Origin of the sequence: Cryobacterium inferilacus (assembly GCF_019599185.1) — a bacterium.
In the GTDB taxonomy this organism is placed as follows: Bacteria; Actinomycetota; Actinomycetes; order Actinomycetales; family Microbacteriaceae; genus Cryobacterium; species Cryobacterium inferilacus.
The window spans coordinates 66878-84647 of record NZ_JAIEUL010000006.1 but is presented as its reverse complement, the minus strand read 5'-3'; the positions used below and the strand labels follow the sequence as shown (position 1 = coordinate 84647).

Genomic DNA, 17770 nt, shown 5'->3' with positions numbered 1-17770 from the left:
ACGTCAGCGCACCGCCGTGGTCGCGCTCGGCTCGTACTTCGCCGCTCGTTTCTCCGCCCGGCGCAGCCGTCGGGTCGCGCTGGGGCGTTGATACCAGGACGCCTCCGCCAGCGCCTCCCGCGCCTCGCGCAGTTCCGCGGCAGCCACGAGCCGTTTCGCCTCCGCCTCCTTCTCCTCGGCGAGCTTCTTGGCCTCGTCCGCGCTCAGCGTCGACGGCGGGATTCCGGCGTCCTGCATGCCCACGGCGATCCAGGCCGCGGCGAGCAGGGTGACGGTGGAGGTGAGGTTGAACCAGATCAGCAGACCGATGATCACCGCGAAACCGGCCAGCAGCGGGTTCCTGGCTGCGCCGCCGAGCAGGGCGGCACCGAGCACCTTGAGCACTCCGAGCGCCACCGCGCCGAGCACCGACCCGACCAGCAGGTTCCGGAACGGGATGCGCACGCGGGACAGCACCCGGAACAGGGCGGCCAGGGTGATGGTGTCGATGATCAGCACGATGAGCAGTCCCACCGAGGTGCTGGAGGCCTGGAACCAGAACGAGTCCCTGCCCTGGCCGAAGAAACCCAGGAACACCTCGAGCAGCTGCGACGACACCAGCGAGATGACCGCGGAGACCACGAGGGCCAGGCCGAAGAGCAGGCCGAGACCGAGCTCACGCAGCTTCACCAGCACGAAGAAGGTGGTCTCCTGACCCATGCCGAAGATGCCGCGCACGGCCTGCGAGGTCGTGTTCAGCCAGGCCAGGGTGGTGGCGAGCAACCCCACCAGCGCGATGGCGCTGGCCCAGCTGAACGCGTCGGTGTCCGCGAGGGTCTCGGCATTGACCACGCCGTCGGAGCCGTCCGTGCCGATCAGCCCCGGCACCGACTGGTTGATCAGCACGAAAAGCTGGTTCATCAGCTCCGGGTTGCTGGTCAGCCAGAGGCCGGCGATGGAGAAAACCAGCCAGAGGGCGGCGAAGATCGCGAAGATCGCCTGGTAGGCCATCCCGGAGGCGAGAACGTTCCCGCGGCTCTGGGTGAAATGGGTGAACACGCGCACGGGGCGGGTGGCCATGATGCGCGTGACAAGGTCGCCGATCTTCATCGACCCAGCCTAGTCAGCGGGTGCCCGGCGGCCGGTGCGAAACGACGAACGGCGGCCCGTGGGCCGCCGTTCGTGAGGAAACCGTCAGAGGTTACGGCTTGCCGCGCATGATCGCCTGCTTGACCTCGGCGATGGCCTGCGTCACCTGGATGCCACGCGGGCAGGCTTCGGTGCAGTTGAAGGTCGTGCGGCAGCGCCACACGCCTTCCTTGTCGTTGAGGATGTCGAGGCGCACGGCGGCGCTCTCGTCACGGGAGTCAAAGATGAACCGGTGTGCGTTCACGATCGCGGCCGGGCCGAAGTACTGCCCGTCGGTCCAGAACACCGGGCAGCTCGACGTGCACGCGGCGCAGAGGATGCACTTGGTGGTGTCGTCGAACCGCTCGCGCTGGGCGACGGTCTGGATGCGCTCCTTGCCGTCCTTGGGCGTGTTCTGGGCCATCAGGAACGGCTGCACCTCGCGGAAGGAGGCGAAGAACGGCTCCATGTCCACGATCAGGTCCTTCTCCAGCGGCAGACCCTTGATGGCCTCCACCGTCACCGGCTTGGTGATGTCGAGGTCCTTGATCAGGGTCTTGCAGGCCAGGCGGTTGCGCCCGTTGATGCGCATCGCATCCGAGCCGCAGATGCCGTGCGCGCAGGAACGACGGAAGCTCAAGGACCCGTCCTGTTCCCACTTGATCTTGTGCAGGGCATCCAGGATGCGGTCGGTCGCGTACATCTGTACGTCGTAGTTCTCCCAGTGCGGGTCTTCGTCGAGCTCCGGGTTGAACCGGCGCACCGACAGGGTGACCGTGAACGACTGGATCTCTTCGGGAACCGCGGGGGGCTTCTCGAGGGTGGGGGTGCTCACTAGTACTTCCTCTCCATCGGCTGGTAGCGCGTAATGGTGACGGGCTTCCAGTCGAGCGAAATGTGGTCGGCAGCATCCGCCGACAGGGCGTCGCCCGACAGGTAGGCCATGGTGTGCTGCAGGTAATTGACGTCGTCGCGCAGGGGGAAGTCGTCGCGCATGTGACCGCCGCGGCTCTCCTTGCGGTTGCGGGCGGAGAACACGACCACCTCGGCCAGGTCGAGCAGGAAGCCCAGCTCAACGGCCTCGAGCAGGTCGGTGTTGAACCGGCGGCCCTTGTCCTGCACGCCGATGTTCTTGTAACGCTCGCGCAGGGTGTGGATGATCTCGGTCACCTCGCGCAGGGACTCGTCGGTGCGGAACACCTGGGCCTTGGCGTCCATGACCTCCTGCAGCTCGCGGCGGAGCACGGCGATGCGCTCGGTGCCGGTGGAGGTGCGGATGGTGGCGAGCAGTTCGCGCACGAACTTGGCCGGGTCTTCTGGCAGCGGTACGAACTCGGCCGTCTTGACGTACTCGACGGCGTTGTTGCCCGCGCGCTTGCCGAACACGTTGATGTCCAGCAGCGAGTTGGTGCCGAGCCGGTTGGAGCCGTGCACCGAGACGCAGGCGCATTCGCCGGCGGCGTACAGGCCGGGCACGACGGTGGTGTTGTCGCGCAGCACCTCAGCCTTGACGTTGGTGGGGATACCGCCCATCGCGTAGTGCGCGGTGGGCATCACGGGTACCGGCTCTGTGACCGGGTCGACACCGAGGTAGGTGCGGGCGAACTCGGTGATGTCCGGCAGCTTGGTCTCGAGCACCTCGGCGCCCAGGTGGGTGCAGTCCAGGTAGACGTAGTCCTTGTTGGGGCCGGCGCCGCGACCTTCCGCGACCTCCTTGACCATGCAGCGGGCCACGATGTCACGCGGGGCGAGGTCCTTGATGGTGGGCGCGTAGCGCTCCATGAACCTCTCCCCGGAGGCGTTGCGCAGGATGGCGCCCTCACCGCGGGCGCCCTCGGTGAGCAGGATGCCCAGGCCGGCCAGGCCGGTCGGGTGGAACTGGAAGAACTCCATGTCCTCCAGCGGCAGGCCCTTGCGCCAGATGATGCCCACGCCGTCGCCGGTGAGGGTGTGCGCGTTCGAGGTGGTCTTGTAGATCTTGCCGAAACCGCCGGTGGCGAAGATGAACGCCTTGCCGGAGAAGACGTGCAGTTCACCGCTGGCGAGGTCGTACGCGACCACGCCGGAGGGCTGGTCGACACCGTCGACGTTGGTCATGATCAGGTCGAGCACGTAGAACTCGTTGAAGAAGTTGATGCCGCGCTTGACGCAGTTCTGGTACAGCGTCTGCAGGATCATGTGGCCGGTGCGGTCGGCGGCGTAGCAGGCGCGGCGCACCGGGCTCTTGCCGTGATCGCGGGTGTGACCGCCGAAGCGGCGCTGGTCGATCTTGCCCTCGGGGGTGCGGTTGAACGGCAGGCCCATGTTCTCGAGGTCGATGACGGCGTCGATGGCTTCCTTGGCCAGGATCTCCGCCGCGTCCTGGTCAACCAGGTAGTCGCCGCCCTTGACGGTGTCGAAGGTGTGCCACTCCCAGTTGTCTTCCTCCACGTTCGCCAGGGCGGCGGCCATGCCGCCCTGCGCCGCACCGGTGTGTGAGCGGGTGGGGTAGAGCTTGGAGATCACGGCGGTGGATGCGTTCGGGCCGGCCTCGATGGCGGCTCGCATGCCGGCGCCTCCCGCCCCGATGATCACGATGTCGAACTGGTGGTAGTGCACGCCGTCGACGATGGTGGACTCGGCGGGCTTGGTCACAGGTGCATCCGTCATGAAAGTTGTTTACAGCTCCTCGAGGGCCTAAAGGGCCTGGCAGAAAGTGGGCAGGAGATCGGCGGGCTGGCCGACCGGGCAGGCGTCGAAGGTGAAGACCACGAGCGTGCCGAGCACGATCAGGATGACCACTGCGGCGAGGATCGCGGACTTGAGGATGCCGCGGGAGACGCGGGTGGTGGCGTAGTCGTTCACCAGCGTGCGCATGCCGTTGCCGCCGTGGATCAGCGCGAGCCAGAGCATCGCCACATCCCACCACTGCCAGAACGGGTTGGCCAGCTTGCCGGCGACGAAAGCGAAGTTGAGGGCGCTGACGCCCTCGCCCACCATCAGGTTCACGAACAGGTGGCCGAAGATCAGCACCACCAGCACGATGCCGGAGACGCGCATGTAGATCCAGCCCCACTTCTCCCAGTTCACGCCGCGCTTCTGCGGGGTGCGGGCGTAGGGGCTGCGGGGGGCGGCGAGTGTCGAGGTCATGATCTGTCGCCTCCTAGTGGCTGAACACGTTGATCAGGTGACGGGGAGTGAACGCGAGCATGGTGACCACCCAGAGGCCGATCACCACGTAGAACAGCACCCGCTGGTACTTCGCGTTCCAGAAGTCGATGGCGATGATGCGCAGGCCGTTGAAGGCGTGGAACACGATCGCGCCGACGAGCGCCACTTCGCCCAGGCCCATGATGGGCGTCTGGTACTGGCTGATCACGGCGTTGTACGCCTCGGGGCTGACCCGCACGAGGGCGGTGTCGAGGATGTGCACGAGGAGGAAGAAGAAGATCGCCACCCCGGTGATGCGGTGCAGAACCCACGACCACATGCCCTCACGGCCGCGGTAGAGCGTTCCGGCCGGGCGACGTGACGTCGTCCTCCGCTGAGCTGTCAGGGCCCCTGCCGATTTTGGCATGACCAACCCTCCCTGGCTGAGTCGCGACCCCTGCGAACGAGGCGTCATCGTTGAACAAACACGTTCGACCATTGTATGTCTCGACAACGAGATAAGCCGGTTAGGGCGTCCTAACCGAACAAGCGGGTCGACGGCCAGAGGCTAAGGGCCCAACCGGGTCGAACGGATGTCTCAGCGCCGTTGGGCGAGGGGCACGAGCGTTTCCGCGCGCCGCGACAGGCCCTCGTCGATGACCGTGCCGTAGTGGTCGAACAGGGTGGCGCACACGTTTTCCCAGCTGCGGCCGAGCACGGCCCGGCGGCCGGCCTCGCCCATCCGGTGCCGCAGTGGCCCGTCGGCGACGAGTGCGGCCACGTGCCGGCGCAGGTCGTGGTCGTCGTCCGGGGTGAAGAGGAACCCGTCGACGCCGTGCTCGACCAGGTCGATCGGCCCGCCGGCCCGCGGGGCCACGACGGGCAGCCCGGCGGCGTGCGCCTCCTGCAGGGTCTGCCCGAAGGTCTCTTCGGTGCCGGCGTGCACGAACACGTCGAACGCGGCATAGGCGTGCGCGAGCTCCTCGCCGGCCAGCCGGCCGAGCCAGGTGACCGGCAGCCCGGCCAGCGCGCGGGCCACCAGGGGAGTGGACGGCCCGTCACCGACCAGGGCGATGCTGATGCCGGGCACACCCCGCAGGGCCCGCAGCCGTTCCACCTGCTTCTCCGGGGCGATCCGCCCGACATACCCGATCACGACCTCACCGTTCGGCGCGAGCCGGTCACGCAGGGCCACGGCGAGGGGGTGCCTGCGGTGATTCGGGTGGTACCCGGCCAGGTCGACACCCCGGGTCCAGCGCGCCAGGCGGGGCACACCCACGCGGCCCAGCGCCGCCATCGAGGCCTCGGAGGGAACCAGGGTGAGGTCGGCGCCGTCGTGCACCCACTTGACGAAGCGCCAGGCCAGTCTGGTGGCCTGGCCGAGGTGGTTGCGGCGGGCGTAGCCGGCCACATCCGTTTGGAATACGGCCACGCTGGGCACCCCGAGTCGGCGGGCGGCGGCGATGCCCTGCGCGCCGAGCAGGAACGGCGATGCCGCGTGCAGCACATCGGGCCCGAAATCGGCGAGCAGCTTGAGCACCCGGGGGTTGGGCAGGCCCACCGGGAACTGCCGGTACGACAGCGCGGGCACGGTGTGCACCGGAAACCCGGCGTATTCGGCCGGGGCTCCCGACGGGGCGATCACCAGGGCGTCGTGCCCCAGGCGGCGCAGCTCGTCCAGCACCTTGCAGACGCTCGTGGTGACCCCGCTGATAGTGGGGAGGAAGCTTTCACTGATGACGGCAACCCTCATGCCGCCAGAGTAGGCAGGGCAGGCGTCCACACGATGAACCCTCGGTGAACAGGCTCGGCCGAGCTGTAGTCTGGCGCAATGCCTACCTCCAGCGACGCCCTCGACCGCTTCTACAGTGTCATCCCCGCTGGCGGGATCGGTTCCCGGTTGTGGCCGCTGTCCCGCGCCGACGCCCCCAAGTTCCTGCACGACCTCACCGGCAGCGGGCAGACCCTGCTGCGCGCCACTTGGGACCGGCTCGCGCCGCTCTCCGGCGACCAGCGCATCATGGTCGTCACCGGGCGCGCGCACCGCGCCGCCGTCGAGGAGCAGCTGCCGGAGCTGGCCGACCTGAACGTGGTGCTCGAGAGCGAACCGCGCGACTCCTCGGCCGCGATCGGCCTGGCCGCCGCCATCCTGGAACGCCGCGAACCCGGTGTGATCATCGGCTCGTTCGCCGCCGACCACGTGATCAAGGGCCCGGCCGCGTTCCGCCAGGCCGTGGTCGAGGCCATCGCCGCCGCCGACACCGGGCTCATCGTCACCATCGGCATCCAGCCCACAGAGCCGGCCATCGGCTTCGGTTACATCAAGACCGGCGCGACCCTGGACATCCCGGGCGCCCCGAGCGCGCAGTCGGTCAACTCCTTCGTCGAGAAGCCCAGCCCGGCCACCGCCAAGCGGTACCTCTCCAGCGGCCAGTACCTCTGGAACGCCGGCATGTTCATCGCCCGCGCCGACCGGCTGCTCGAGGAGATCGGCGCCACCGAGCCGGAACTCCTCGCCGGTCTGCTTGAACTCGCCGAGGCCTGGGACACCCCGCGCCGTGGCGCCGTCGTCGACAAGGTCTGGCCCAAGCTCACCAAGATCGCCATCGACTACTCCGTCGCCGAACCTGCCGCCGCGCAGGGCAAGCTGGCCGTCATCCCCGGCCAGTTCGACTGGGATGACGTCGGAGACTTCGCCTCCATCGCCAAGATCCACGCCAACGGCCGCAAGCGCGACCTGGCGATCCTCGGCGAGGGCGCCCGGGTGCTCGCCGACTCCTCCAGCGGAATCGTGGTCAGCCACACCAAGCGCATGATCGCGCTGATCGGCGTCGACGATATCGTCGTCGTCGACACCCCGGATGCGTTGCTGGTCACCACCAGCGCGAACGCCCAGAAGGTCAAGGCCGTCGTCGACGCGCTGCGGCTCTCCGGCAGCTCGGACGTCCTCTGACAGCCAGACGGCCCTCGGCGAGGGTTCCTCAGGAATAGCCCCGACCAGGTGACGAATTGTGTCGTCGGCATTTCCGGAATGTCGCGGCTTGATAACCATTTGGCTACAGTGTCGGTTTGCTCATGTGAGCCGGGATCTTCTGGGTAACGTGTAAGCCATATAGCAGCCCGCGCGATCCCACGCCGGGCCTCATCTGGAGGTCAATCTTGACAATCACGACCCGCAAGGCAACGCTCGGCGGCCTTGCCTCTCTCGGCGTTCTCGCTCTGCTCGCGGCGTGTGCGCCGGCCCCCACTGAGGACGGCGCAGCCGACGACGCTGCGGTTGACTTCACCCCCTGCATCGTCTCCGACTTCGGCGGCTTCGACGACAGGTCGTTCAACCAGTCCAGCTACGAGGGCATCTCGGCAGCGTCCGACGAGCTCGGCGTCGACTTCCTCGAGGCCGAATCCGCTTCAGCCGACCAGTACGACGGCAACGTCACCAGCATGGTCGACCAGGGCTGCGACTTCATCCTCACCGTCGGCTTCGCACTCGCCAACGCCACCCGCGACGCGGCCCTGGCCAACGAGGACATCAACTTCGCGATCATCGACTCCGCGCTCTCCAACGACGACTTCAGCCCGCTGGAGCTCGACAACGTCAAGCCGGTCCTCTACGACACCGCGCAGGCCGCGTTCCTCGCCGGCTACCTCGCCGCAGGCACCACCACCACCGGCACCGTCGGCACCTTCGGCGGCATGCAGTACCCGTCCGTCACCATCTTCATGGACGGCTTCGCCGACGGCATCGACTACTACAACACCGAGAACGGCGCCGACGTGCAGCTCTCCGGCTGGAACAAGGAAACCCAGGAAGGCCTGTTCGCGGGTGGCTTCGAAGACATCAACCAGGGCAAGACCCTCAGCCAGGGCCTGATCGACGCCGGTGCCGACATCATCCTCCCGGTCGCCGGACCGCTCTTCCAGGGCACCGCGCAGGCCATCACCGAATCCGGCAAGGACGTTGCCATCGTCGGCGTCGACAGCGACCTGTTCGAGACCGCCCCGGACTTCGCCGACCTGTACTTGACCTCGATCATGAAGTCGATGACCGACGCCACCCAGCAGATCATCACCGACGCGGCCGCCGATGACTTCACCAGCGAGCCCTACGTCGGCACCCTGGAGAACGAGGGCGTTGGCCTGGCCCCGCTGCACGAGTGGGAGTCCAAGGTCGACCCCGCCGTCGTGACCGCACTGGACGAGATCGAAGCCGCCATCATCAGCGGTGACATCGTCGTCGAGTCCGAAGCAACGCCGTAATCAGAACGCAGTAACACGACCGAATCCGCACGTCGCGGTTCGCCGGTCAGGAATCGGGGAGGTCAGCGCATTCGCTGGCCTCCCCGCTTCTGTGCGTGACGCCCCGGGCGAGCGGCCCGGCCCGGGCGATACCTCAATAGAATCGAAGACTATGAAGCTCGAACTTCGCGGCATTACGAAGAGATTCGGTGCCCTGGTTGCCAATGACGACATCAACCTCACCGTGGAAGCAGGCGAGATCCACGCCCTCCTCGGCGAGAACGGGGCAGGCAAGTCCACCCTGATGAATGTGCTCTACGGCCTGTACCGAGCTGAGGAGGGCGAAATCCTGCTCGACGGGGTCGCCCAGCACTTCGCCGGACCCGGCGACGCGATGGCCGCCGGCATCGGCATGGTGCACCAGCACTTCATGCTCATCCCGGTCTTCACCGTTGCCGAGAACGTCATGCTCGGACACGAGGAGACCACGCTCGGCGGACGTCTTGACCTGGCGGCCGCGCGCGTGCGGGTCAAGGAGATCTCCGACCGGTTCGGATTCCACGTGGACCCTGACGCCCTCGTCGAGAACCTCCCCGTCGGGGTGCAGCAGCGGGTGGAGATCATCAAGGCGCTCTCCCGTGACGCCAAGGTTCTGGTCTTCGACGAACCCACCGCCGTGCTCACGCCGCAGGAGACCGACGAGCTGATGGTCATCATGCGCCAGCTCAAGGATGCGGGCACCTCCATCGTCTTCATCACCCACAAACTGCGCGAGGTGCGCGAGGTGGCCGACCGGATCACCGTCATCCGCCTGGGCAAGGTGGTCGGTGAGGCCTCGCCCACCGCAGACAACGAAGAGCTGGCCACCCTCATGGTGGGTCGGGCCGTCGACCTCACCGTGGACAAGGCGCCCGCCACACCGGGCGCTCCTGCCCTGGTGGTCTCCAACCTCACCGTGGTCGACCGCACGGGTCAGGTGCTCGTCAACGACGTCTCCTTCGACGTCAAGGTCGGGGAGATCCTCGCCATCGCCGGTGTGCAGGGCAATGGCCAGACCGAACTCACCGAGGCCCTGATGGGCCTGCAACCGCGGGTGCTGGGCGAGATCAGCCTCGACGGCAAGTCGCTGCGCAACCGTTCGGTTCGGCAGGTGCTCGACGCCGGTGTCGGGTTCGTGCCAGAGGACCGCACCAGGGACGGCCTCGTCGGCGCGTTCACCATCGCCGAGAACCTCATGCTCGACCGCTCCAACAAACTGCCGTTCGTCAAGCGGTTCAACCTGCAGCTGTCCTACCTCGCCGACTTCGCCCGCAGCAAGGTGCGGGAGTTCGACGTGCGGTCCCAGGGCATCGAGACCCCCGTCGGCCGCCTCTCCGGCGGTAACCAGCAGAAGGTGGTCCTGGCCAGAGAACTCAGCCGGGACCTGCGACTGTTCATCGCCGCCCAGCCCACCCGCGGCCTCGACGTCGGCTCGATCGAATTCGTGCACGAACGCATCGTCGCGACCAGGGATGCCGGCACGCCGGTGATCGTGATCTCCACCGAACTCGACGAGGTCGCCGCCCTCGCCGACCGCATCATGGTGATGTACCGCGGACGCATCGTGGGCATCGTGCCCGGCGACACCCCCCGATCCGTTCTGGGTCTGATGATGGCGGGCGCAAACCCCCAAGAAGGAGCCGCAGCATGAGCGCCGTCCAGGAACCACCCGCCCCGGGGCGCACCCCCACGCCGGAGCCGGTCGAGGAGTCCCGCTGGCACGGCATCTTCCGGGAGATCACCACCGGTAACGCCATCATCTCGGTGCTCGCCGTCGTCATCGCCCTCGCCGTGGGCGCGGTCATGATCGCGTTCACCAACGAAGACGTGCAGGAGAGCGCCGGGTACTTCTTCTCCCGGCCCACCGACCTGCTCAGCGCCGTCTGGCAGGCCGTGTCCGGCGCCTATTCGGCCCTGTTCCAGGGGTCGATCTACAACTTCCGCCGCGACACCTTCGCCGACGGCATCCGCCCCCTCACCGAAACCCTGACGTACGCCACCCCGCTGATCGCGGCCGGTCTCGGTGTCGCGCTCGGGTTCCGGGTGGGCCTGTTCAACATCGGTGGGCGCGGTCAGATGCTCATCGCCGCCACCCTCGGCGGCTGGGTCGCCTTCGCGCTGGAGCTGCCCGCCGGCATCCACATGGTCGCCGCCCTCGTCGCCGGTGTCGCCGGTGGCGCCCTCTGGGGTGGTCTGGTCGGGCTGCTCAAGGCCCGCACCGGTGCGCACGAGGTGATCACCACGATCATGCTCAACTACATCGCCTTCTACCTGGTCAGCTACCTGCTGCGGGACGGGTTCCTCAAGACGCCCGGCTCCAACAACCCGCAGAGCCCGGCCTCCAAGCCCAACTCGGTGTTCTTCGACCTGCTCGGCCCCGGCTACAACCTGCACTTCGGGTTCATCCTCGTCATCGCCGCCACGGTGTTCACCTGGTGGCTGCTGGGCCGTTCCAGCCTGGGCTTCAAGTTCCGTGCCGTCGGCGAGAACCCCAACGCCGCCAAGGTGGCCGGGATCAGTGTGCAGCGCATGTACGTCTACGCCATGCTCTTCTCCGGCGGGCTCGTCGGCCTGGCCGGCATCAACCAGGTGATCGGCACCACCACCAGCGGCTTCGGCGCCGGCATCGACTCCGGCATCGGCTTCGACGCCATCACCGTGGCCCTGCTCGGCCGCTCCAAGCCGTGGGGCGTGTTCGCGGCAGGCATCCTGTTCGGCGCGTTCAAGGCCGGCAGCTTCTCGATGCAGGCGGCAGAGGGCGTGCCCATCGACATCGTCCTGGTCGTGCAGTCGCTCATCGTGCTCTTCATCGCCGCGCCGCCGCTGGTGCGGGCGATCTTCCGCCTGCCGACCCCCGGCGCTCCCCGCCGCAAACCGGTACCGAACGTGACCCAGGAGGTGGTGGCGAAATGAGCACGATCGCTCCCGTGAACCAGCCCACGCAGCCGCACGACCCCGACAACGGGCCGGCCACCACGGTCATCAAGAGCTGGAAGGCCCCGATCGTCCTCGGTGTCTTCACCGTGCTCGGCTTCCTGCTGCTGGTGGTGTTCGGCCGTTCAGGCGTCAGCACCATGTCGTTGTCCACCTCGAGCGACCTGATCCAGCTGCCCGACGTGCTGCTGCCCACCAGGGAGACCGGCATCGTCGTCACCGTCCTGCTCGCCGCCATCACCGGCGTCAGCGTGTGGATGGTGCAGAGCTCCCGCAAGGTGCCGATCTGGCTGTACTCGGTGTTCGCGTTCCTGCTCCTGCTCGGTTTCCTCGCCTGGGCATCCGCCGACGAACGCATCCCGGTGCCCGGCCTGCTGTTCGGCTCGCTGAGCCTGGCCGTACCGCTGATCTTCGGTGCCCTCGGCGGCGTCATCTCCGAGCGGGTCGGCGTGGTCAACGTGGCCATCGAGGGCCAGCTGCTGGCCGGGGCGTTCACCTCCGCCGTGGTCGCCTCCGTCACCCAGCAGCCGTTGCTCGGCCTGCTCGCCGCCATGATCGCCGGTGTGCTGGTCTCGTTCGTGCTCGCGGCGTTCTCGATCAAGTACTTCGTCGACCAGGTCATCGTCGGTGTGGTGCTCAACGTGCTCGTCACCGGCCTCACCGGGTTCCTGTTCTCGCAGCTGCTGGCACCCAACAAGGCGCTGCTCAACCAGCCGCCCAAGTTCGAGCGCATCAACATCCCGCTGCTCAGCGAGATCCCCATCGTCGGCCCGGTGTTCTTCCGCCAGACCCTGATCGTCTACATCATGTACATCGCCGTCGCGGCCGTGTACTTCGGTATCTTCCACACCAAGTGGGGCCTGCGCCTGCGCGCGGTCGGCGAGCACCCTCAGGCCGCAGACACCGTGGGCATCAACGTCACCGGCACCCGGTTCTGGAACGTGTCCCTCGCGGGCGCCGTCGCCGGTCTGGGAGGCGCGTACTTCACGCTGGGCTCTGTGGGCGCCTTCGGCAAGGAGATGACGGCCGGCGCCGGCTTCATCGCCCTCGCGGCGGTGATCTTCGGCCGATGGGACCCGATCAGAGCCACCCTCGCGGCGCTTTTGTTCGGCTTCGCCAGCAACCTGCAGAACGTGCTGAGCATCATCGGTTCGCCGGTGCCCAGCGAGTTCATGCTGATGCTGCCCTACCTGGTCACCATCTTCGCCGTGGCCGGTCTGGTGGGCACCTCGCGGGGCCCGGCGGCATCCGGCAAACCCTACATAAAATCGTGACGGAGACGACCGTGACCGCTACCCCCACCTCCGGCGAGATCGACTGGGGCGTGCTGCGCACCGCGGCCGCCGAGGCGATGACGCACGCGTACGTGCCGTACTCCAAGTTCCCCGTCGGCGCGGCCGCCCTGGTCAGCGACGGCCGGGTGATCAGCGGATGCAACGTGGAGAACGCCTCCTACGGTCTCACCCTGTGCGCCGAGTGCGCGCTGGTGTCCGTGCTGCACCTCACTGGCGGCGGCCAGCTCGTGGCGTTCTCCTGCGTCGACGGCGACGGCAACACGCTGATGCCGTGCGGTCGCTGCCGCCAGCTGCTCTACGAACACTCCGCGCCAGGCATGCTGTTGGAGACCGTCTCCGGCGTGCGCACCATCGACGAGGTCCTGCCGGACGCCTTCGGGCCCCGCCAGCTCGCCGCCTATCGGGAAGACCACTAAATGAGCTCCACCGCCCGCACCATCGAAGCCTTCGACGCCGTCGACCTGATCCACGCCAAGCGTGATGCGGGCGAGCTGTCGACGCCGCAGATCAACTGGCTGATCGACGCGTACACCCGCGGCTACGTGGGCGACGAGCAGATGGCCGCCATGACCATGGCGATCTTCCTCAACGGCATGACCCGCCGGGAGATCCGCGACCTGACCATGGCCATGATCAACTCGGGCGAGCGGATGAGCTTTGCCGACCTGGGCAAGCCGACCACCGACAAGCACTCCACCGGTGGTGTCGGCGACAAGATCACCCTGCCGCTGATGCCCCTCGTGGCCGTTTTCGGCGCCGCGGTGCCGCAGCTCTCCGGCCGGGGCCTCGGCCACACCGGCGGCACCCTCGACAAGCTCGAGTCCATCCCGGGCTGGCGCGCCAACCTCAGCAACGAGGAGATGTTCCGGCAGCTGCAGGACGTCGGCGGTGTGATCTGCGCCGCCGGCAGCGGCCTCGCTCCGGCCGACGGCAAGCTCTACGCCCTCCGCGACATCACCGGCACCGTCGAGGCGATCCCGCTGATCGCGTCGTCGATCATGTCGAAGAAGATCGCAGAGGGCACCGGCGCGCTGGTGCTCGACGTCAAATTCGGCTCCGGCGCGTTCCTCAAGGACATCGAACGTTCGCGTGAACTGGCCCGCACCATGGTCGCGCTCGGCGAGGACGCCGGGGTGGCCACCTCCGCCCTGCTGACCAACATGAACGTGCCCCTCGGCCTGGCCATCGGCAACGCCAACGAGGTGCGCGAGTCCCTCGAGGTGCTCGCCGGCGGCGGCCCCGCCGACGTTGTCGAGCTCACCGTCGCGCTGGCCCGCGAGATGCTCACTCTGGCCGGCATCGTCGATGTGGACGTGGAGGCGGCGCTCAAGGACGGCCGCGCCATGGACAAGTGGAACGCCGTGATCCGTGCGCAGGGCGGCGATCCGACCGCGCCCATGCCCGTCGCTCGCGAAACCCACGTGGTGCTCGCCGACCGTGACGGTGTGCTCGTCGAGCAGCAGGCGCTGCCTTTCGGCATCGGCGCCTGGCGCCTCGGCGCCGGCCGCGCCCGCAAGCAGGACCCGGTGCAGCACGCCGCCGGCATCGACCTGCACGCCAAGCCCGGTGACACCGTGCGTATGGGTGAGCCCTTGTTCACCCTCAGCGCCGACGAGCCCGAGCGTTTCGCGCGGGCCCTCGAGGCCGTCGAGGGCGCCTGGCGCATCGGCGACCCCGGTGACCCGATCCTCGACGGTGGCCCCCTGATCGCCGAGCGCATCACCAACTAGCCCGCCACCCGCAGGCCCCGGCCTGCGAGTGGTCACTTGTGGCCCGTGTAGAGGCTCGCGACGGGCCGCAACTGTCCTCTCGCCTGGGTGTCCTCTCGCGAGTGGTCACTTGTGGCCCGTGTGGAGGCTCGCGACGGGCCGCAACTGTCCTCTCGGCGTGGGGAGTTCGGGGCGCCAGCCCCGGGCGCGAAGAGCCTCGTCGAGCCGTGACAGGATCTTGGCGGGTCGGCTGAACTTCGCCGCCCGAATGACCCGCCAGCCTGCCGCAGCCAGATCGTCGAGGCGTTCCAGGTCACGCGCGTACTGCGCGTCGTCGGTGCGATGCTGCTCGCCGTCGTACTCCACCAAAATCTTGTACCGCATGTAGACCAGGTCTCCGCGTGCCCGCTTGCGGCCGGCGGGTAGATGCAGATCGAGGTTGGTGTCGGGCTCGGGGAATCCTGCGCGCACCACCAGCAGTCGCAGGCGGGTCTCGCGCGGGGACTCGACCCGGGGGCGCACCCATTCCAGCGCCTCGCGCAGCCGGTGGACCCCGCGTCGGCCGGCCCTCGCCGCAACGGCCGCACCAAGCTCGTCCATCGAGGCCGCCGGCTCGAGCTTGCCGAGAAGGTGATCGCCAACGGCAATGAGGTCGTCAAGCCCGAGGCTCACGGCGAGGTCACACCAGGTGGTTACAGGGTCTGTCACCGGGAGCCCGTTGACGATCCACAGTCCGGGACGATGCTGCAGTGAATGACCCGCAACACCGCGCATCCGGAGCGCTCGCCCGGGAGACAGGACGCTCACGTGCAGCCTTGGATCGTTCTCGAGCCGCCGCGGCAGCGGAAGACCGAGCAAGAGCGCCGCCGTGGTGTGGCTGAAGAAATGGTCGGTGGGCATCCGAGCGGCGTAGGCCCGAGCACGCCCGGCTACCGCATCCCCGCTGCCCGCCACCGCACGCACCCCGCGGAACGGCATCTCCAGGTCGCGTGCGCGCGTGCGCTTACGGCTGACACCGGCTGCCCGGGCGTCGGCCACGGTGAAACCCTCCGGGGGAAGACCGCGGGGCAATTCTGATCGACGAGACATTCCAGCACCGTGCCAGCTCCCTCGCCGGCGCGTCAGAGTTATCCACCGCCCGCTCAATCAAGCCCCGTCGAGTGGACAGTTCCGGCCCGTCTGCAGCCCGCTGACGGGCCCCAACTGCCCACTCGCAAAATCCCAATTCGGCGAACGGACAGCATTGGCCCGTCGCGGCCCAAATAGTGGGCCCAAAGTGTCCGTTCGCGTGGCGATTGGCGCGATACGGGCGGTTCGGGCTTCGACCAGGGGCGGATGTGGCCGCATCGGGGCGCACCCAGCGGCGGAGCGATAGATTGGACGGGTGAATACCAGCTCTGAGGAATATCTGATGCCCGGCAGCGGCATCAGCATCAACACCCTGCCCAAAGTTTCCCTGCACGATCACCTCGACGGCGGCCTGCGGGCAGCGACGATCATCGAGCTGGCAGAGGCCATCGACCTCGACCTTCCGGCATCCACCGAGCCAGACCTGGCGGACTGGTTCGTCAGCCAGTCCACCACCGGCTCGCTCGAGGACTACCTCAAGACCTTCGACATCACCGTCGCCGTCATGCAGACCCACGACGCCCTCGTGCGCGTCGCCCGCGAGTTCGTCGAAGACCTCGCCCTCGACGGCGTCATCTACGCCGAGGTGCGCTGGGCTCCCGAGCAGCACCTCGCCGGCGGCCTCACCCTCGACCAGGCTGTCGATGCCGTGCAGGAGGGCATCGAGGCGGGCATCGCCCGTGTCGCCCAGGCCGGCATCACCATCAAGGTCGGTCAGCTGATCACCGCGATGCGGCACGCCGACCGCTCGCTCGAGGTCGCCGAACTCGCAGTGCGTCACCGTGACCTCGGCGTGGTCGGCTTCGACATCGCCGGCGCCGAAGCCGGCTTCCCCGCCGCCAAGCACCGGGTGGCGTTCGACTACCTCGCCCAGAACCTCTTCCCGGTGACCGTGCACGCCGGTGAAGGCGACGGCCTGGCCAGCATCCGCGGCGCCCTCATCGACGGCCGTGCCCTCCGTCTGGGGCACGGGGTGCGCCTGGCCGAAGACATCGAGATCGGCCGCGAAGACCAGGACAACACCTACGTCACCCTCGGCCCGCTCGCCCAGTGGGTGCGCGACCGGGAGATCCCGCTGGAGCTCAGCCCGTCGTCCAACCTGCAGACCGGCGCCATCGCCGCCTGGGGCGACGACATCCTCGACCACCCGTTCGACCTGCTCTACCAGCTCGGTTTCCGCGTCACCGTCAACACCGACAACCGGCTGATGAGCGGCACAACGCTCAGCCGCGAACTCGCCCTGCTGTCGGACGCGTTCGGGTACGACCTCGATGACCTCGAGGCCCTGCAGCTCAACGCGGCGTCGAGCGCATTCCTCCCGCTCGAGGAGCGCGAGGAACTCGCCGATGCCATCGTCGCCGGCTTTGCCGACGTCTAGTTCGACCCAACCCACCGTGAAAGCAGCCATGTCGCTTCCCCCGCTTCCCCTCGACGCCATCGACGTCGGCCTGCACGTGCCCGATTGGCGGGCAGCCATCGGCGCCGCCGGAGACGCCCTGGAGCGCAGTGGCTCCACCGCCCCCGGCTACACCGCACGGATGGTGGGGGTCATCGAGGAATTCGGCGCCTACGTCGTGATCGCGCCAGGACTGGCCCTCGCGCACGCCCGGCCTGGCCCCGATGTGCTCACCGAGGGGCTGAGCGTGGTCACACTGGCCGAACCGGTCGCGTTCGGGCATCCGCACAACGACCCGGTCAATGTGGTCCTTGGCCTGGCCGTGACCACCGGGGACGAGCACGTGCACTTCGTGGCCGAGCTCGCCAACGTGTTCAACGATTCGAGCATCATCCCGGCGCTGGCAGCGGCTCCGGACGCAGCAACCGTTCGCTCGCTCCTGGGCATCGCGGCACCAACCGGCGAAGACGCCAGCACGGAGGAAACATCATGAAGATCGTCGCACTGTGCGGAGTCGGTATCGGCACGTCAGCCATCCTCAAGGTCAACGCCGAACGCGCCCTCGAGCGCCTGGACATCGAGGCCGATGTCACCGCGGCCGACATTGCCAGCGTCAAGCTGGCCGCCGCAGACGCGCAGGTCATCCTGACCTCGTCTGAGCTGGTGCCGTCGATCGGCAAGACCAACGCCGACGTCATCATCATCGACAACTTCTTCGACCTCGACGAACTCACCGCCAAGCTCGAAGCCGCCCTGGGTTAGGCGCCGTCCGCGGATGCCCGGCCAGGGCATCCGCC

General features: G+C 67.9%; 17 protein-coding genes. 10 read left to right on the top strand and 7 right to left on the bottom strand.

The window, feature by feature from the left end; translation table 11 throughout:
• Positions 1 to 3: 3 nt before the first annotated feature.
• From K2F54_RS07450 to K2F54_RS07425, 6 genes are all read right to left on the bottom strand, one after another.
• Positions 4 to 1089, bottom strand: coding sequence for a YhjD/YihY/BrkB family envelope integrity protein (locus K2F54_RS07450; RefSeq protein WP_220605234.1), 1086 nt, complete (start codon positions 1087 to 1089; stop codon positions 4 to 6).
• Between the two features lie 91 nt (positions 1090 to 1180).
• A complete protein-coding gene (locus K2F54_RS07445) occupies positions 1181 to 1942 on the bottom strand; it encodes a succinate dehydrogenase iron-sulfur subunit (RefSeq protein WP_220605233.1) in 762 nt (253 codons plus the stop codon).
• A complete protein-coding gene (gene sdhA / locus K2F54_RS07440) occupies positions 1942 to 3756 on the bottom strand; it encodes a succinate dehydrogenase flavoprotein subunit (protein WP_220605232.1) in 1815 nt (604 codons plus the stop codon). The genes K2F54_RS07445 and sdhA overlap by 1 nt, the downstream gene beginning before the upstream one ends.
• 27 nt (positions 3757 to 3783) lie before the next feature.
• Positions 3784 to 4236 carry a succinate dehydrogenase hydrophobic membrane anchor subunit gene (locus K2F54_RS07435; RefSeq protein WP_220605231.1) on the bottom strand — a complete coding sequence of 151 codons (453 nt, stop codon included), beginning with the start codon at positions 4234 to 4236 and terminating at the stop codon, positions 3784 to 3786.
• A gap of 13 nt (positions 4237 to 4249) precedes the next feature.
• Positions 4250 to 4663, bottom strand: coding sequence for a succinate dehydrogenase, cytochrome b556 subunit (sdhC, locus tag K2F54_RS07430; RefSeq protein ID WP_220605230.1), 414 nt, complete (start codon positions 4661 to 4663; stop codon positions 4250 to 4252).
• Between the two features lie 171 nt (positions 4664 to 4834).
• Positions 4835 to 5989 (bottom strand): glycosyltransferase family 4 protein, encoded by a 1155-nt coding sequence (locus K2F54_RS07425; protein WP_220605229.1) that lies wholly within the window; start codon positions 5987 to 5989, stop codon positions 4835 to 4837.
• 78 nt (positions 5990 to 6067) lie between these two features.
• Between K2F54_RS07425 and K2F54_RS07420 the strand changes: the two genes are divergently transcribed.
• The 7 genes from K2F54_RS07420 (at position 6068) to K2F54_RS07390 (ending at position 14470) form a co-directional block, all read left to right on the top strand.
• Positions 6068 to 7189, top strand: coding sequence for a mannose-1-phosphate guanylyltransferase (locus K2F54_RS07420; RefSeq protein ID WP_220605228.1), 1122 nt, complete (start codon positions 6068 to 6070; stop codon positions 7187 to 7189).
• Between the two features lie 206 nt (positions 7190 to 7395).
• A complete protein-coding gene (locus tag K2F54_RS07415) occupies positions 7396 to 8493 on the top strand; it encodes a BMP family lipoprotein (protein WP_220605227.1) in 1098 nt (365 codons plus the stop codon).
• A gap of 151 nt (positions 8494 to 8644) precedes the next feature.
• On the top strand, positions 8645 to 10162 hold the full coding sequence (locus tag K2F54_RS07410) for an ABC transporter ATP-binding protein (protein ID WP_220605226.1): 1518 nt from the start codon (positions 8645 to 8647) through the stop codon (positions 10160 to 10162).
• Positions 10159 to 11424, top strand: coding sequence for an ABC transporter permease (locus K2F54_RS07405; protein ID WP_220605225.1), 1266 nt, complete (start codon positions 10159 to 10161; stop codon positions 11422 to 11424). Before K2F54_RS07410 ends, K2F54_RS07405 begins: the two co-directional genes overlap by 4 nt.
• Positions 11421 to 12719 (top strand): ABC transporter permease, encoded by a 1299-nt coding sequence (locus tag K2F54_RS07400; protein WP_220605224.1) that lies wholly within the window; start codon positions 11421 to 11423, stop codon positions 12717 to 12719. The genes K2F54_RS07405 and K2F54_RS07400 overlap by 4 nt, the downstream gene beginning before the upstream one ends.
• A gap of 11 nt (positions 12720 to 12730) precedes the next feature.
• Entirely contained in the window at positions 12731 to 13156 is a 426-nt protein-coding gene (locus K2F54_RS07395) for a cytidine deaminase (protein WP_308287568.1), read from the top strand.
• Complete coding sequence (locus tag K2F54_RS07390) at positions 13157 to 14470, top strand: thymidine phosphorylase (protein ID WP_220605223.1); 1314 nt, start codon at positions 13157 to 13159, stop codon at positions 14468 to 14470.
• 105 nt (positions 14471 to 14575) lie between these two features.
• Here K2F54_RS07390 and K2F54_RS07385 read toward each other — a convergent pair whose 3' ends face one another.
• A complete protein-coding gene (locus tag K2F54_RS07385) occupies positions 14576 to 15487 on the bottom strand; it encodes a DUF559 domain-containing protein (protein ID WP_308287567.1) in 912 nt (303 codons plus the stop codon).
• A gap of 373 nt (positions 15488 to 15860) precedes the next feature.
• On the opposite strand from K2F54_RS07385, the gene K2F54_RS07380 reads away from it, so the two are divergent.
• Genes K2F54_RS07380 through K2F54_RS07370 form a run of 3 tightly spaced genes read left to right on the top strand, consistent with a single transcriptional unit; the run spans position 15861 to position 17735 of the window.
• A complete protein-coding gene (locus tag K2F54_RS07380; protein ID WP_220605321.1) occupies positions 15861 to 16955 on the top strand; it encodes an adenosine deaminase in 1095 nt (364 codons plus the stop codon).
• Between the two features lie 28 nt (positions 16956 to 16983).
• Entirely contained in the window at positions 16984 to 17466 is a 483-nt protein-coding gene (locus K2F54_RS07375; RefSeq protein ID WP_220605221.1) for a PTS sugar transporter subunit IIA, read from the top strand.
• Complete coding sequence (locus K2F54_RS07370; RefSeq protein ID WP_220605220.1) at positions 17463 to 17735, top strand: PTS sugar transporter subunit IIB; 273 nt, start codon at positions 17463 to 17465, stop codon at positions 17733 to 17735. The genes K2F54_RS07375 and K2F54_RS07370 overlap by 4 nt, the downstream gene beginning before the upstream one ends.
• The last annotated feature ends 35 nt before the right edge of the window (positions 17736 to 17770 follow it).